The sequence below is a fragment of the Aquibacillus rhizosphaerae genome (assembly GCF_030282825.1).
Taxonomy (GTDB): Bacteria; Bacillota; Bacilli; order Bacillales; family Amphibacillaceae; genus Aquibacillus_C; species Aquibacillus_C rhizosphaerae.
On record NZ_JASTZU010000036.1, the window covers coordinates 75,891 to 93,105 of the forward strand.

13 protein-coding genes are annotated in these 17,215 nt (G+C 38.0%); 6 read left to right on the forward strand and 7 right to left on the reverse strand.

Annotated features, from left to right (window positions below; genetic code table 11):
- Nucleotides 1-271: 271 nt before the first annotated feature.
- Nucleotides 272-1,708: a glycoside hydrolase family 1 protein gene (locus tag QQS35_RS10985; RefSeq protein ID WP_285932142.1), complete on the forward strand. Its 1,437-nt coding sequence runs from the start codon at nt 272-274 to the stop codon at nt 1,706-1,708.
- Nucleotides 1,709-2,278: 570 nt separating this feature from the next.
- On the opposite strand, the gene QQS35_RS10990 is transcribed toward QQS35_RS10985, so the two are convergent.
- The 4 genes from QQS35_RS10990 to QQS35_RS11005 are packed head-to-tail and all read right to left on the reverse strand — an operon-like array spanning nt 2,279 to nt 6,237.
- A complete protein-coding gene (locus QQS35_RS10990; RefSeq protein ID WP_285932143.1) occupies nt 2,279-3,085 on the reverse strand; it encodes an ABC transporter ATP-binding protein in 807 nt (268 codons plus the stop codon).
- Nucleotides 3,085-4,116 (reverse strand): FecCD family ABC transporter permease, encoded by a 1,032-nt coding sequence (locus QQS35_RS10995; protein ID WP_285932145.1) that lies wholly within the window; start codon nt 4,114-4,116, stop codon nt 3,085-3,087. The genes QQS35_RS10990 and QQS35_RS10995 overlap by 1 nt, the downstream gene beginning before the upstream one ends.
- A complete protein-coding gene (locus tag QQS35_RS11000; RefSeq protein WP_285932147.1) occupies nt 4,113-5,153 on the reverse strand; it encodes a FecCD family ABC transporter permease in 1,041 nt (346 codons plus the stop codon). The genes QQS35_RS10995 and QQS35_RS11000 overlap by 4 nt, the downstream gene beginning before the upstream one ends.
- Nucleotides 5,146-6,237: an iron-siderophore ABC transporter substrate-binding protein gene (locus QQS35_RS11005; protein WP_285932148.1), complete on the reverse strand. Its 1,092-nt coding sequence runs from the start codon at nt 6,235-6,237 to the stop codon at nt 5,146-5,148. Before QQS35_RS11005 ends, QQS35_RS11000 begins: the two co-directional genes overlap by 8 nt.
- A 776-nt stretch (nt 6,238-7,013) precedes the next feature.
- Here QQS35_RS11005 and QQS35_RS11010 point away from each other — a divergent pair.
- Nucleotides 7,014-7,610: an MSMEG_1061 family FMN-dependent PPOX-type flavoprotein gene (locus tag QQS35_RS11010; RefSeq protein WP_285932149.1), complete on the forward strand. Its 597-nt coding sequence runs from the start codon at nt 7,014-7,016 to the stop codon at nt 7,608-7,610.
- 177 nt (nt 7,611-7,787) lie between these two features.
- On the opposite strand, the gene QQS35_RS11015 is transcribed toward QQS35_RS11010, so the two are convergent.
- Complete coding sequence (locus QQS35_RS11015) at nt 7,788-8,273, reverse strand: hypothetical protein (RefSeq protein WP_285932150.1); 486 nt, start codon at nt 8,271-8,273, stop codon at nt 7,788-7,790.
- Nucleotides 8,274-8,541: 268 nt separating this feature from the next.
- Between QQS35_RS11015 and QQS35_RS11020 the strand changes: the two genes are divergently transcribed.
- The 3 genes from QQS35_RS11020 to QQS35_RS11030 are packed head-to-tail and all read left to right on the forward strand — an operon-like array spanning nt 8,542 to nt 11,764.
- Complete coding sequence (locus QQS35_RS11020) at nt 8,542-9,030, forward strand: PH domain-containing protein (protein WP_285932151.1); 489 nt, start codon at nt 8,542-8,544, stop codon at nt 9,028-9,030.
- Nucleotides 9,030-10,541 carry a PH domain-containing protein gene (locus tag QQS35_RS11025; protein ID WP_285932152.1) on the forward strand — a complete coding sequence of 504 codons (1,512 nt, stop codon included), beginning with the start codon at nt 9,030-9,032 and terminating at the stop codon, nt 10,539-10,541. Before QQS35_RS11020 ends, QQS35_RS11025 begins: the two co-directional genes overlap by 1 nt.
- Nucleotides 10,542-10,567: 26 nt before the next feature.
- On the forward strand, nt 10,568-11,764 hold the full coding sequence (locus QQS35_RS11030) for a DUF4085 family protein (RefSeq protein WP_285932153.1): 1,197 nt from the start codon (nt 10,568-10,570) through the stop codon (nt 11,762-11,764).
- A gap of 205 nt (nt 11,765-11,969) precedes the next feature.
- Here the strand turns inward: QQS35_RS11030 and nspC are convergent, their stop codons facing one another.
- Both nspC and QQS35_RS11040 read right to left on the reverse strand, forming a co-directional pair.
- Entirely contained in the window at nt 11,970-13,097 is a 1,128-nt protein-coding gene (nspC, locus tag QQS35_RS11035; protein ID WP_285932155.1) for a carboxynorspermidine decarboxylase, read from the reverse strand.
- A gap of 1 nt (nt 13,098) precedes the next feature.
- The gene (locus tag QQS35_RS11040) at nt 13,099-14,331 is read right to left on the reverse strand and encodes a saccharopine dehydrogenase family protein (RefSeq protein ID WP_285932156.1); all 1,233 of its coding nucleotides are present in this window, start codon (nt 14,329-14,331) and stop codon (nt 13,099-13,101) included.
- 726 nt (nt 14,332-15,057) lie between these two features.
- On the opposite strand from QQS35_RS11040, the gene QQS35_RS11045 reads away from it, so the two are divergent.
- Entirely contained in the window at nt 15,058-17,103 is a 2,046-nt protein-coding gene (locus QQS35_RS11045) for a catalase (protein ID WP_285932157.1), read from the forward strand.
- The last annotated feature ends 112 nt before the right edge of the window (nt 17,104-17,215 follow it).

Here is a 17,215-nt window from a genome sequence, read left to right on the forward strand (position 1 = left end):
TTGGTATGATCCTATTCAGTGCGAAAACCTTTACATTAACTCAATAGAATGCTATATTAAAATTAAAGTTAAATATAACTTATGGATTGTTACTGATAAACAGGCAAAACCTAAGTTGCAACGGAAATTTGGAAGGAGTTCCTTCTTATTTTCTTGAGCAATTTAGGTTTTTTTATTGTAAAAATCACTGTTTTTATAGTAATAATCTGGTTTATTCTCTCAGTTTAGAGAATAATAAGGCTGATAAATATTTATTTGAGGTGATGAACAAATGACAGTTAAATTTCCAGAAGGCTTCCTATGGGGTGGCGCAACAGCTGCTAACCAATTAGAAGGAGCATACAAAGAAGGCGGAAAAGGACTAAACTTAGCCGATGTACTACCTGGGGGAAAAGAGAACAGATTAAAACTTTTATCATCGACTGGATTCGATTTTGAAATCGATAAATCAAAATATACGTACCCTAATCACGAGGGTATCGATTTCTATCACCGCTATAAGGAAGATATTGCGTTATTTGCAGAAATGGGCTTCAAGACATTTCGATTGAGTATTGCTTGGTCTCGTATTTTCCCAAATGGAGATGAGCTAGAGCCAAATGAAGAAGGATTAGCATTTTACGATAGCGTGTTTGATGAACTGGCAAAATACAATATCGAACCATTAGTAACGATTGCACACTACGAAACACCACTACACCTGATTAAAGAATATGGTGGATGGAGAAATCGTAAATTGGTTGAATTCTTTGAGCGTTATGTAACCGTACTTTTCAATCGCTACAAAGATAAAGTGAAATATTGGTTAACATTTAATGAAATTAATGGTGCAACACACATGCCTTTATTTGGACTTGGTTTTTCACCTGAAAGTGAAGAAACACGTCTTCAAGACAGCTTCCAAGGACTTCATCATCAATTTGTTGCAAGTGCAAAAGCTGTACAGCTAGGACATGAAATTATTCCTGGTTCAGAAATCGGTTGTATGTTAATTTATGCACCTGTTTATTCTTTTGACAGTAACCCTGAAAATGTATTGTATGCAGAACAAGAGGCTCGCATTTTCAATAACTTCTGTGGAGATGTACACGTTCGTGGAGAATATCCAGCCTTTATTGACCGCTATTTCAGAGAGAACGATATCAACATCGAAATGGAAGATGGGGACCTAGAGTTAATTAAAGAAGGTACCGTTGATTTCATTTCATTCAGTTACTATATGTCTCGTACTGATAAAAAAAATAAAACACCGGAAGAGATCGGCCAAGGTAATTTAATTGGTGGCGTGAAAAATCCATTCTTAGAAGCTAGTGACTGGGGATGGGAAATCGACCCAGTTGGTCTTCGTATTGCTTTAAATGAATTATATGATCGCTATCAAGTACCTTTATTTGTCGTTGAAAACGGATTAGGTGCTTATGATAAAGTTGAAGAAGATGGAAGCATTAACGATGATTATCGTATTGATTTCTTAAGAGAACACATTAAAGCAATGGGCGAAGCGGTTGACGATGGCGTGGAATTAATGGGTTATACTTCTTGGGGATGTATTGACTTAGTAAGTGCATCTTCAGGCGAAATGTCTAAGCGTTATGGTTTTATTTATGTAGATAAGCAAGATGATGGCAGTGGAACATTTGATCGTAGCAGAAAGAAATCATTCTACTGGTATAAAAACGTAATCGATACAAATGGAGAAGAATTATAATTTATTCAACATTTCTTTTAGAGGATTTTAATTAATTAGCTATAAGTAATGAAGAGGTTTCCAATCACCGTTCTTTGATGATTGGAAACCTTTTTTCAAAGATATAATTTCATATTACTAGTTCTATTTAAATAAAAGCAGAAACCGGTTAATTAACATTGTTTAAATTATGAGGTTTGCGGTGGTGAACTGTACTTGCTGCTCACTATACAGACTTTCGTGGTATGAGGCGTCAAATAGAAAATCTAATCTTCACCAAAAGGAACGGGCGGCTTTTGCCCGGTTTTTTCTAAATAGCTTTTGTTTTGCAATGAGATTAAAATCTTGTTCACACACTTGTAAATGGCTAAAAACCGTTGGATAAGCCCAGTTCTCCGGAATGATATGAAACCATATTCCTATTAAACGGAAAGACATTAGCATTAATAACTATTCCTAGAGTAGTAAATTTCTGATGCTGAGTATTCTGTGAAAATTTTCTTTGTTAACTAAATTCACTAATTTTACAGCTTCAGAAATAGCATCTTTATTGTATCGCCACCCTTGGGGGAAGGCTGTCGCGCAAGAGGATTAGCGATTGTTAACATGGTATCGCCCTATTGGTACCACAGATGGAGAGCCCGAAATGGGATCTTCTACTACCGTGCAATGAAGTCCAAAAATATTTTCAATTAAAGTACTAGTAATAACTTTTGAAGGCTCTCCCTCAGCCACAAGTTTTCCTTTATGAAGAGCAAAAATATTGTCAGCATAACGCGCCGATAAGTTAATGTCATGTAAAACCATGACAATCGTTGTTCCGTATTTTCGGTTAAGGTCTGTAAGCATGTCAAGAATTTCAACTTGATAGGTAATATCTAAAAAGGTTGTCGGTTCGTCTAAAAATAAAATGTCAGTTTGTTGCGCCAGAGCCATAGCAATCCAAACGCGCTGTCTTTGACCACCTGAAAGCTCGTCAATGTGATGATTGGCAAGCTCCGTAATATTCATAATTTCCATAGCTTCGGCAACTGCCTCATAATCGTTTTTTGTCCATCCTCTAAACAGGGATTGGTGTGGAAACCTTCCTCGACCTACTAAATCAGCTACAGTTATTCCTTCAGGGACAATGGGTGATTGTGGAAGAAGTCCTAGAACTCGTGCCAATTGTTTTGGTGGAATCTTGTTAATCGGTGTTCCATCAAGTGTAACTTTTCCAGATATTGGATTAATGAGTCTCGCCATTGTCTTGAGAAGCGTAGATTTACCGCAGGCATTTGCTCCAATGATTACGTTTATTTTGTTACTTGGGATGGCCAAACTTATTTCATGGATAACTGTTTTATCATCATAGCCTGCGACGATTTGTTCAGCTTTAAAAATATGTTTCGGTTTCATTATAATTCTCCCTTTCGATTCATTCGGATTAGCAAATAGATCAGATATGGTGCTCCGATTATTCCGGTGATAATGCCCACAGGGTATCTAACCTCAAAAGCAAATTGTCCAATTAGATCTGAAGCTAAGACCAAATTTGCGCCAACAAGACCCGCAGGGATTATATTAGAAAAACCTACCCCAACTAATCTTTTCGCGATTGGTCCCGAAAGGAAAGCTACAAATGCGATTGGCCCAGTGATGGCTGTAGCCAAGGCAATAATGCAGACGGAACACAAGATAAGAACAATTCTAGTCTTGTCGGTATTGACTCCTAGAGAGGTGGCTGATTGTTCCCCAAGCTCCAATATGCTTAGATTTTTTCCAAGCAGTATAATAATAGGTGCAAAGACTAATACCGTTATAATAAGAGAAGGAAGTTCGTGCATTTGAGAGCCATTGAGGCTACCACTAAGCCATCTGAGCGCTGCAGGAAGATCTTGTTGTGCACCAACTAGTAGAATATAGGATATCAAGGCGTTAAGCATGGCCTGTATGCCAATTCCGACTAAGATTAATCGGCCGATTGAAAAGGACTTCCCCTTAGAAAATAGATAAATGAATACGACTGTAGCAAGACCTGCACCGACAGAAGCAACAGAAACAATCGTATCACTTGTATGAAGGATGACGATGCAAAAAACAGCCGCTGCGCTTGAGCCAGTCGTAATTCCAATAACATTCGGGTTTGCAAGTGGGTTACGCAACATCGTTTGGAAGGTGTTTCCGCCAATTCCAAAGGCAAAACCTGCAAAGAGTCCGGCCAGCATTCTCGGTAAACGTATGGTATTAATTGCAAAAGACACGCCACTGATTTGTTCTCCCAAAAGTGCTCGGATTACATCTATTACCGGATAAATGGTGTTACCTAATAAAAGCATCGCACAGCACACTATAATTAAAAATGCAGTCAGTGAACTTGTAACAATTATCCACCGGCGACGTCTTTGACGTCTCCCCTCCATAATAAATTCAATAGATTTACTCTTCATAATGAACTCACTTTCGCTTTTCTAGCAAGTATGATTAGTATTGGAGCTCCAATAAATGCTGTAACAACACCAACTTCAAGCTCTCCGGGGCTACCGATAAGTCTTCCGCATACATCTGATATAGTTAAGATAATCGCCCCGGCAAAAGCTGACATCGGTATAATATAACGCAGATCTGGTCCAAGAATAAGGCGTATGAGATGCGTTGATAACAGACCTATAAAACCAATTGGTCCTGCCAGTGCAGTAGTTGCCCCACACAAAAGAACAGCTGCAAGTGCGGCAACAAGTCGCAGTATTCCTGTTCGAACACCTAGACCTTTCGCAACCTCATCTCCAAGTGCTAACGCATTGAGTGCCGTGGTAGAAATAATACCTAACAATATTCCAATGATGAGAAACGGGATAAAAGTAGAAATAGAACTCCAGTTTGCTGCACCAACGCTGCCTACTTGCCAAAACCTGAATTGATCCATGACATAGGAGCGTGGAATCATGATTGCGATGACCAGAGAAGAAAGGGCAGCGCTTGTGGCGGCTCCTGCCAAAACAAGCTTAAGGGGCGTAGCACCGCCACGCCCCATAGAGCCAATCCCAAATACGAAAACAGCGGTAATCATTGCCCCGGCTAAAGCAAACCATATATATTGGTATGCAGTGTTTATGTTTAAGAATGCAATCCCGCTTACCACAAACAAGGATGCCCCCGTGTTCACTCCAAGTATACTAGGATCTGCAATTGGGTTACGAGTGACCGCTTGCATCAGTGCTCCAGAAATGCCAAGTGCAGCACCGCAGAATAAACTGAAAACAGTTCGTGAAATCCTCTTACGTACCACACTTGCCCCGTAAGAATCTGCATTTTGGTGGAATAATCCAGCTATTAGTTCATTAAAACTCACCGGACGAGAGCCCAATACTAAAGATGCAATTACGCTTAAGACCAGCAGACCAAAACAAATCACTATTACCGTAAAAAAATGCTTCGGAATATGTGGATGTAGCCGGCTGTTATTTAAATCTGATAAACTATTCATCTACCTTTTCAATAGCTCCTGCAATTAATTCTAGGTAATCATCAATGGTATAAGCAATAGCAAGTGGATTTGGGTTTCCAGCTGCTGCTAAAGGTGTGTTGTTACCAATAAATACAACAGAACCTCTTTCGATTGCTGGTATTTTACCAAGCAGCGGATCTTCTTTAACTGCTTCATATAAGCTATCATCACCATAGCCAATGAGTATATCTGCATCGTTAAGAACGTCGGCGTTCTCCGCGCTTAATGTCAAGACGAAGCTGTCTGGATCGGTAATCGCACTCTTTACGCTTTCAGGATATTCCATTCCTAACTCGGTCAAGAATTCACCACGAGGGTCTGCTGGTGTGTACACATGTATTTGAGACATATCTTCAGCCGAGAAATTGGCAAAGGCAACTTTTATACCTTCCATCTCAGGATATTCGCTTGCTTTCTCTTCAATTAGTTTCTCCGTGTCCTTAATTAGTTGTTCGCCTTCCTCTTTCATACCCATTCCTGTTGCATTATTTATAACCTGTTCACGCCATGTGGTTACCCAAGGACTGTTTTCATAAGCTACAACCGGAGCGATTTGACTAAGAATATCATAGTCCTCCTGTGTAATACCGGAGTATGCTGCAAGAATCACATCTGGATTTGAATCGGAAATTGCCTCAAAATCAAGACCGTCTGTATCTTGATAAATATTAGGATCCTCTACGCCTAGTTCTTTCAATTTTTCAGCTGTCCAAGGTAACATTCCGCTGTCATCTTGTACACCGTAGTTTGCCGCTGAGAATCCTACAGGTACAACGCCAAGCGCAAGAGCAACGTCATGATTCGCCCATTGAATGGTAGCAACTCGTTCAGGCTTGCTTTCAATTTCAGTTTCGCCAAAAGCATGTTCAATCACAATCGGATATTCAACGTTCTCTTCTTCGGAATTAGTTGTTTCAGTCTCTCCGGAACTTGCAGAAGCGCTCTCCGTTTCAGTTGAATCTGGTGTTGAATTGGATTCCTCAGCTGAACAACCAAATAGTAGTATCATGCTCATAGCTGAGATAAAAAAAGTTGTTATTATTTTTTTTTGTTTTGTATTCATTTGCATATCCATCCTTATTATGTATTGTATTAAAAAAGTGCTGAATAACTTTATCTAGTAAACTCACAAAAATTTTTAATATAAGTTACTTTTGTTTTTTGCTCCAATAACGATTAGTTCAGGAGCATGCTCTGTGTACACGAGAGTTTTATCTTGTTGCTGATTATAAACTCGGAGGTCAGCAGTAGGGAAAAAGTTGATTTTTGAATTCAAGTGATAATGATTATCATTATTATAAATGATATATACGGTTTTCGGATTTGTCAATACAAAATTATGATGTGTACGGATAGTGGTTGTTTTACAATGTGCAATAATCATTAGGAACCATTGGTCCGCAGATGCGCATTCTAGCTACCTCCAAAATATATTATAAAATCACAAATTGTACACTTACTTGTTATTATAGTTCTCAAAAATGGAGCACAGGATTGACAGGGGACGATTGTACTTTGAGATTAGATAAACTATAATAGACCCAATTTAAATATGAATGAGATTGATTATCATACAAAGAGTGAATAGTTCAAGATATTAGTTTGCAATTAAGTAATAGTCAAGTAAATCATCGATGTACACTGCTTATTCATCCAGATTTACGGAATAACTGGATGGCTACAACATCAATCTTAAAGGTTACCATGTGGCTAATGGTAAGATTAAAACATGGCTCCGGAAGCTCGTAAATTTAAATGGAAATTTTTAAATGATTAGTAGGAAAAAGTGAGGTATTCATAATGAATGGCCTCAAGCGTTTTCACCAAGGAGGTGTACGGATGAAACGAATCGACGTAGGAAACCATGGATTTCAATCGGTACAGGAATTAAGAGAGAAGGTAGGTACACCACATGAAGCAGTCGTTAAGAAGAATGTAGGGATAGTGGATGATAAGGCGAGATACTTTATTGCACAATCGCCTATGGTTATGATTGCCACTTCGAATGAAAAGGGGCAGTGTGACACATCTCCAAGAGGCGACCACCTTGGCTTTGTTCATGTCGCTAATCAAAAGCAACTCGTTATCCCAGAACGTCCGGGTAATCGACGTGTTGACACGCTGTGCAATATTATGGAAAACCCACATGTTGGTTTGTTATTTCTGATTCCAGGAATGAAGGAAGTGCTTCGAGTAAATGGACAGGCGACGGTTATTTACGGTCATGAAGTCTTAGAAAAGCTTGAGCTAAACGGTAAAGTTCCGCCACTTGGAATTCTAGTTGAGGTAGAGGAATGCTTTATCCATTGCCCTAGAGCGTTAAAATTTTCTGGTATCTGGGAGCCGCAAAGCTGGCCATCGAAGGACTCGTTACCTTCAGCAGCAGAAATTTTCAAAGCCCATTTGGCAATTAATAGCAGCGTGTCTAGTAAATAACAACTCCTTGTGAAAGGCGCTCATTTGAAGCATGATTTTTAAAGATAAGAAAAAAATTCAGAGATATCTCGCAAGTCGCCCTTCGTTTTTCTTACGTCTTTTAGCGTCAATAAGTTAAGAAGGGTTTCTAATCGATTAATTAATCAGTTAGAAAGCCCCTCTTTTAAAATGAATATACTAATCTCTTAAATTATCTTCGTGTCCATCTTTCGCCACTGCCTTAATAGAGTACTCAGGATTATCGGTAACTAAATACCATGCTTTAAGTTTTTCATTAATTTGAAATACATTTGCCTCTTCCTCGTTCACAAAAATCCTTTCATAACCATCAGGAACAATACCACAATATGTAGCGTTACCTTCTCCACCTAAAACTTGCCACTCTTTTTCACACGTTGTTCCACTGACACGCTCCCATTTATTGTCTATTTTCTCGAAATAGCCTAAACTAGGAGGGGATTGGTTTTCCTCACTACCTTTATAGGTGGTGTGAAACGCTATGCCATATTCGTCATTCGCTACCAGGTCGATTATGTTTACCCCATCAACACCGCCAACCTCAATTCTTTCCTTTTTAACTACTTCTTCAAAAGATAAATCGTTTTGTTCTGAACAACCAACTATTGCAACTAGAATAACTATCAAAAATAAATTTCTAATCATTTTGTTAACAACCCTTCTCTTACGTAATGTTTGTAGTTACATTAAAAGTATAGAGACATTTTTCATCATTAACGATTATACTTTGGTATATAAAAATAACAGAAAGTGGGAAAGGGTGAATTTTAACGAGATTAGCTTTATTCTTACAATGATTGACGACTTTCAGTATGTGTAAATGTATATATTATCCAATTATTGAAACTTTTTTATTCAACGAACCGTAATTCTATTAATTTATTAAACAATCTAACTAAGGAGCTTGTTGTTTATGCATGATATAAAACTAGAACATAGCTTATCTCCTTCTTTTCCAACCATAAAATGGATTACTGAAGCTATAAGTAATATTATTGTCTTCGCGGTACTAGGAGTATTGTTTTGGGTGAATGACTATTTTGGTTGGCCAACATGGGTTTTTTGGATACTGATTGGTTTGGTTGCACTCAGTATATTGGGCGTAATTTGGTCCATTGCTGAACCTGTGTTGCTTTACCGAAGCTGGAGCTATCAGTTTGATGATGAATACCTTCAATTAAGCTATGGTATTTTGAAAAAGGAGTGGGTGACCGTTCCAATGACAAAAATCCAGTCAGTTTCTACCAGTCAGGGACCGATTATGAAACGCTATAATACCCGATCAATTAAAGTAGAAACAATGGGGTCTTCCCATGTAATTCCTGCATTAGAACAACAAATAGCGCTTCAGTTAAGGGAAGTATTAGCAGAGTATGCAAAACTAAAGGAAGTGGATGAATAATGAGGTATCATCCATTAACAATGGTTTTTAAAATCTATCATTTAGTGAAAAACAGTTTATTATTTGCCTTAATTTTGTTTGTTTTTCAAAGAAATTCGGAATTCTGGCTCTACGAATATGGACGCTATGCCTTTGTATTTATGTTCGTATGGCGGCTCGTTTATATTGTGATTGCATGGATTTTTGAAAGATACGAATGGGAAGGTCGAACGTTTCATTTACATAAGGGGATATTTGTGAAGCATACGAGCACGATCCCTTTTTCCAAGATTCAAAATGTAACAAGGAAAACTGGCATTATTCATAAAATTTTTGGTCACACTTCCCTAACATTTGAAACTGCGATGGACGGGGAAGATGATGCCATTCACTTTGAAGTTTTAACCAAAAAACATGCTAACTATTTGCTTGACTTAGTGAAACCAGGTGAAACAACGATACCAGACGAGGTGCATAAAGAAGCAAAACCATTGGATGAATCGGTTGATGAATATGCTGATAAACAAGAAAAAGATAGAACCATTCATTTTACACCAATGCGGAAAGATTTATGGAAGGCAAGCTTTACCTCTTTAAGTTTCCTAGCGATCCTTCCGTTTATTGGTGGGGCTTACGATTATTTCGAGCCATTTTTACCGGAGACAGATCAGGTGGAGGGATTGTTCCAACGTTTACTTGCGAATGCATGGCTTTTCTTGGGGATTATTGTATTGGCGGTCATAGTGGCTGTTGTTTTTGGTATGGTAAGAACATTTATCCGCTATGGCAAGTATGAAATTTCTTCCGATGCTACTTATATCTATATTGATAGAGGCGTATTGGATGAAAGTTATTTTTCAATTGAAAAGAGGAAAGTGCAGGGATTGGAAATTAACCAAACATGGATAAGGCGAATCTTTGGTCTAGCAGAAGTGAAACTAATTAGTACTGCTAATCCAAATATGGAGAATGGTGCAGTGAATGTGAACTCCCTTTATCCCTTTTTACCGATTGAAAAGGCATATCAGTTAATCGAGGACTTACTTCCGGTATATCAGCTAGATGTAGAGTTGGCTAGATTGCCCCGAAAATCATTATGGATAAAATTGTTAAGGCCGAGCTGGTTATGGATATTGGCTACAATTGGTTTATTTTATTTTAAGCCTGACTTTTTGCAAATAGACCAGGCTTGGTGGATCTTAAGCCTTGGATTGTTATGCATCATTGTGTTGAACAGGATCCTTGATTATCTGCATACAAGATATGCGGTTACCTCAGATCAGGTTCAATGGTGGCACGGAGGAATAACAAGTCGAATGTTTATCACAAAAAGAAAAAATGTGATTGAGATGTCCTATTCCCAAACAAGATTACAAAAACATTTTCAAGTTGCCTCCGTTAGTACGATAAATCGGTCTGTTCCAGCACATATAGAAATAATTAATGATATTCCGTTAACCTATGCAAGGGTAATTCAGGATTGGTATCTTAAGCGACAAGAGGATATAAGGATCGACAAAGAAGCGAATTAGTGGCAGAAAAACTGGGGGATGAATCCATGTGGCATATATCAAAAGAGGCGAAAGTGAAATTTAATGAATGTAACTTTTTTCCGATTTATGAGTCAGACGAAGAATGGGAAATGGTATTCCGTGAAGCTAAAGAAGATGGAGAGGATCTTTATAGCAACTTAAACGAGGAGCTTGAAGAAGTAAGAGAGGAACTGCTTCGTATCTTGCCACATCGTTTTTTTCCTTATATTGAAAATGGCACTCTAAATAAACCGACACTACCAAAAGCTGTACGGGAAGATTATCTTGAATGGATGAGAGAAGCGGACAAAGCATTTGAAAAAATCTTAGACGCTGCAAACGATCAAACCATGAAAGCTCTTCCTTATTTACCGACTAGCGTAAAGGATGTCTTTGAGGAAAGTCTTCATGACTCAACGATCCAACGAATCATACGAGACGGGGATACCCTTCATCTTTATGTAAATACAGATGATGGATTTTCATCAAAATCACTAATTCATTTCGTGTTTAGAAATATTGTATGGGAAGAGACGGATCAACCACTCGTTCAGGGACAATGGTTCATTTATTACGAATTACAAAAAACAGACGAAGGATTTGCTTTCAGAGTGTTATTTGAATGTCCAGAAGCGGAGTGGACAATTACAATGAAGAAATTGGATGCTACGTATTATTATCATCCAGGTTTTTATGTGAAATTGCGAGATGAAGATAAGTTGGAACAGACATCATTAGAGGAATACGTTGATCAGCTAAATAAAGACCAGCATTATTGGTTTATCACGCCACATGTAACTGCCGTCATTCAATCATTTACTGGTGGTATTCAATTAGAAAATGGCAAGGTTATGATTGGGAAAAGTGAGATAGTTGTCACGGTAGGGGACGAACAATATAACTATGATTTAGAGGAAAATAATCCACTTTCCTTTATTTATACAGATGTTTTTGAAGACCCGTATGCAAGCTTAAATGAGCCGGTTCCAACAGAACAGCTAGAGATGGCAACAAGAAGTGATGAATTAGAACTGCAGGTGCGCGCATGGAACACGATGTATGCGAATCCAGAAGAACTTGCTGACATCACTAATCGGGTATTATGGAACATGGAAATAACGGAAGATAACGAAATGATGTTGTATGTTTACATCAATCATTTTTATGAAAAAGGAATTTTGACAGAAGCTGTCATCGGTAAGTATCAGAAGTTAATTGAATAGTATAATAGAGAATATTTAAAAAATAGAGATTATGAACCTCTTTTAATAGAGGAATGAGATAACTCTATTTCGTACTTGGTTTTCTGGCTTACTTTATTATTTCAATTTTAATAGCAATTTTCACATAAAAAAAGAGTGGACAATACCATGCTTCGTAAAATGAAGCGAGTATTGTCCACTGCATTACTGGGAGTGTGTTTTTTTTTTAAGCTAATCTAACTTTAAACTCCTCATATCCAAACTCACGAACAACTTTACAATCCCCATCTTTATGTTGTATAGCAATAGCTGGTAATGGCATTCCATTAAACGTGTTCGTTTTAACCATCGAGTAAATTGCCATATCTCCAAAGACTAACCTATCGCCACTTTTAAGAGGTTCGTCAAACGAATAATCTCCAATCACATCACCTGTTAGACACGTTTGTCCACCAAGTCGATACGTATAGTTTTTTTCGCCTGCTTCTCCTGACCCAAGTAATGGAGGACGGTAGGGCATTTCTAACACATCAGGCATATGACACGTTGCTGACGTATCTAGAATAGCAATGTCGATGCCATTTTTATGGAGGTCCAGTACAGATGTGATCATATATCCTGCATTCAGTGCAACGGCTTCTCCCGGTTCGATATAAACTTCTAAACCGTAAGTCTCCTGCATTCGTTTGATACAAGCTTCGAGTCTTGGAATATCATAATCTTCTCTTGTAATATGGTGTCCTCCACCAAAGTTAATCCATTCCATTTGGGGCAGCCATTCACCAAACTTTTCTTCAACAGCATGTAGCGTTGTCTCCAAATCGTCCGAGTTTTGCTGGCAAAGCGTATGGAAGTGGAGTCCTGAAATACCTTCGAGTAAATCGGAATGAAAATCTGCGCTTGTTACACCGAATCTAGAACCAGGTGAACATGGATCATAAATCTCGTGTCCATCTTGTGTGGAGCATTCTGGATTAATGCGCAAACCAACCTTTTTACCAGCTTGCAGTGCTTTATCTTTAAACCTTTCGAGTTGTGAAAAGGAATTAAAGATAATATGGTCACAAATAGATATAATTTCGTCGATTTCATCTTCACGATAGGCAGGAGCAAAGACGTGATTTTCTTTGCCCATTTCTTCGTGACCTAGACGTGCCTCGTATAATCCGCTGGCTGTTGTACCAGCTAGGTATTCTCCGATTAGCGGATACATTGCGGTCATAGAAAAAGCTTTTTGTGCCAAAATAATTTTTGCTCCTGTGCGCTCCATGACACCACTTAGGATTTTAAGGTTTTTTTCTAGTAATGCTTCATCGACTACATAACACGGTGTTGGTAACTCGTCAAAGCGCATCTTAACGCGAGTACTCCGTTTCTTTAATCTGCACATTATCAACTAACTCTGGATTATGGTCTTCTTGCCAAGGAAGTCCCCACTCGTTAAGAGCTTCCATAAATGGGTCTGGATCAAATTCCTCAATATTGAAAACGCCAGCTTTATTCCATTTACCAGTCATAATCATCATGGCACCGATCATCGCAGGTACGCCAGTCGTATAAGAAACCGCTTGTGAACCAACTTCTTTGAAGCAAGCTTCATGGTCACAAACATTGTACACGTAATACGTTTTTTCTTTGCCGTCTTTTTTCCCCTTGAAGATACAACCAATGTTTGTTTTCCCTTTTGTACGTGGTCCAAGGGAAGCTGGGTCTGGTAATACTGCTTTAAGGAATTGAAGTGGAATGATTTGCTTTCCTTCGTATTCAATTGGCTCGATTGAAGTCATTCCTACATTTTCAAGAGCCTTAAGGTGTGTAAGATAGCTTTCACCAAATGTCATAAAGAAACGAATCCGCTTAATTCCTGGGATGTTCACAGCAAGCGATTCAAGTTCTTCATGGTAAAGCAAATACATGTCTTTTTCGCCAACTTCAGGGAAGTTATATTCGCGCTTGATTTCCATAGGCTGTGTTTCAATCCATTCGCCATTTTCCCAATATCTACCGTTAGCGGAAACTTCACGAATGTTAATCTCAGGGTTGAAGTTCGTTGCAAACGGATAGCCGTGATCACCTGCATTACAGTCAAGGATATCGATATATTCAATTTCATCAAAATGATGCTTCAAGGCATGTGCAGAAAAAACGCCTGTAACACCTGGGTCAAAACCACTACCTAAAAGTGCAGTAATACCAGCCTTTTCAAAGCGTTCGCGATAGTCCCATTGCCATTTGTACTCAAATTTCGCTGTATCCTCTGGCTCATAGTTTGCAGTATCCATATAGTGTGTTTTTGTTGCCAGGCAAGCATCCATGATTGTTAAATCCTGATATGGTAAAGCTAAGTTCATCACGATATCTGGCTTTACCTCATCGATTAAAGCAATCAGCTCGTCCACATTGTTAGCATCGACTTGTGCTGTTGAAATTTTTGTTTTACCACCGTCCAATTTAGCTTTCAGGTCATCGCATTTTGATTTTGTACGACTTGCGATACAAATCTCTTCAAATACATCACTATTTTGTACACATTTGTGGATAGCTACAGATGCTACACCACCACAACCGATAATAAGTGCTTTTCCCATTCTACTATCTCCTAACTATACTAATTTTTAAAAGTAATTCTATCTTTGTTACAACCACCATAAAGTTTTAAACAACAAAAAAGCAAGTGCAATGCATAAGTACGCACTACACTTGCTGAGTATATTTAATATTAAAAAAGCACATGTATATCCTCAAAAAAAAGACAAGGATATAACTTCATTGTATAAGAGCCTATTAATATTCAAATACATCTTCAGGGATCAGAGTCTAAATAGCAAATAATTACTTTTACCACTCTTATTGACCGTTTCACAAGTTGTGTGCGTATGCACTGGTTGTAAAGTAACCAACTTATAAAATTTGAGCTTTTAACTCAATCAATAAGGCAACTAAAGTTGCCAATCGGCGTTTGACCCGGCGAACCGCTGCCTTAACTTCCAGGATGGAAGTGGTCAAAATTATCTGCTTGGAAAGACTCTTGAAAACTTTTGAATATTAGCTTCCCAATTGATGTTTTTTATATTAACAGTCTGTAAAGAAAATAGCAATTAGTTTGTAAAAGAAATTTTTTGAAAAATTTACAATTATACTAAAAAGCTATAGTTTTATATCACTCACTTTCCATGGAAAGTGAGTGATATATATAAACGTAGGGTTCGCTCTGCCTAATTTATAATAATTATAAAATAATGTTTATTACAATTGAATTCGGGTAGTAACTAATTATAGATAGTTTTACATATTATGTATAAGGAGGAGATTAAATGAGTGATGAGCGTAATCAGACTAACAGTAAACAGGAGCAATTAAAAGAACATACAAGAGATGATCAAGGAAAAAAGCTAACAACGAATCAAGGTTTAAAAGTATCAGAAGATGAATTTTCTTTAAAAGCTGGTACGCGAGGCCCTACATTAATGGAAGACTTTCATTTCAGAGAAAAAATGACACATTTTGACCATGAGCGTATCCCTGAACGTATCGTCCATGCACGTGGTTTTGCAGCTCATGGGGAGTTCGAAGTGTACGAGTCAATGAAAGAATATACGAAAGCAGGGTTTCTACAGAATCCTGAGAAAAAAACACCCGTGTTTGTTCGATTTTCTACAGTTGCTGGTTCACGCGGATCTGGGGAATTAGCTAGGGATGCACGTGGATTCTCTACTAAATTTTACACAGAAGAAGGAAATTATGACTTGGTCGGGAATAATATCCCTGTATTTTTTATTCAAGATGCCATAAAATTTCCTGATTTGGTACATGCATTAAAACCAGAACCACATAATGAGATACCTCAAGCAGCATCAGCACATGATACGTTTTGGGATTTTGTTGCCAATAATCAGGAATCTGCACATATGGTCATGTGGGCGATGTCCGACAGGGCGATACCGAGAAGCTTTCGAATGATGGAAGGATTTGGCGTACATACTTTCCGTTTTGTTAATGAAGAAGGTAAGTCTCATTTTGTTAAGTTCCATTGGAAGCCTGTACTTGGTACACACTCTGTTGTATGGGATGAGGCACAAAAATTAAATGGTAAGGATCCAGATTTTCACCGTCGCGACTTATGGGAAGCTATCGAAAATGGTGACTATCCCGAGTATGAATTAGGAGTACAAATTCTTCCGGAAGAAGATGAATTTAAATTTGATTTTGATATTCTAGATCCTACAAAACTTTGGCCTGAAGAGGATATACCAGTAAAATTAATTGGAAAAATGACGTTAAACCGCAATGTGGATAACGTTTTTGCCGAAACGGAACAAGTTGCGTTCCATCCAGGTCATGTTGTACCAGGCATCGACTTTTCTAACGATCCATTGTTACAAGGACGTTTGTTTTCTTACACAGATACACAATTATCTCGCCTTGGTGGACCAAACTTTCATGAGTTACCGATTAATCGACCTGTTTGTCCATTTCATAATAATCAACGAGATGGAATCGGCCGTCAAACAATTAACAAAGGTCAAGTAAGTTATCATAATAACTCCCTTGCTGCTAACACACCGGAACCGGCAAGTGAAAGTGAGGGTGGATATAAACATTATCAAGAGAAAATGGAAGGACATAAGGTCCGGGCACGTAGTGATAGTTTTAAAGACCACTTTTCGCAAGCTACTTTATTTTGGAACAGTATGAGTAAGCCAGAAAAAGACCATATGACAAATGCATTTAGTTTTGAACTAGGAAAATTGGAGAATGCATCTGTTCAGCAACAAGTCGTTGATATGTTCGGAAATGTAAGTATGGAATTAGCGACAAATGTTGCATATGCAGTCGGAGCTAATACTCCTAATGGGGAAGATAGTGGAGTGACTAAATCCTCACCTGCATTAAGTCAAGAAAATACGAAGAAAAAACCTGATACTCGTAAAGTTGCTGTTATCGTTCATAGTGATTTTAATGGTGAAAAGGTAAGAGGTGTTTTAACTCGTTTGAAAGCTGATAATATCCAACCAGAGATACTAAGTGGTCGATTAGGCATTGTAAAAGGTTCTGAAGGTATAGAACTGGAAGTAGACCATACTTTTTTAACAGCAGACTCTGTGTTGTTTGACGCTGTGTATGTAGTGAGTGATGCCAAAGAGGATAAAGCATTTTACAAGCAAGCAAGCTACTTTATTCATGAAGCTTTCTCTCATTTCAAACCTTTAGGTGCTACTGGAGAAGGGAAGAAATTGCTAAAACAAGATCATATCGAAAAAAGTCCTGGTGTTGTAATTGATGAAGATACAGAAGAATTTGCAACTAATTTTATACAAGCAATTTCAGCTCACCGTCACTGGGACCGTGAAGTAGTTTAAAACTAGAAATAAGTGAGGGTAATTCCTCTCTGTTTTTAGCAATCTAGTATTTGGACATTATTATTTCGAGAAAAAGCAGAACGCATTATAAATGCGTTCTGCTTTCGTTTAA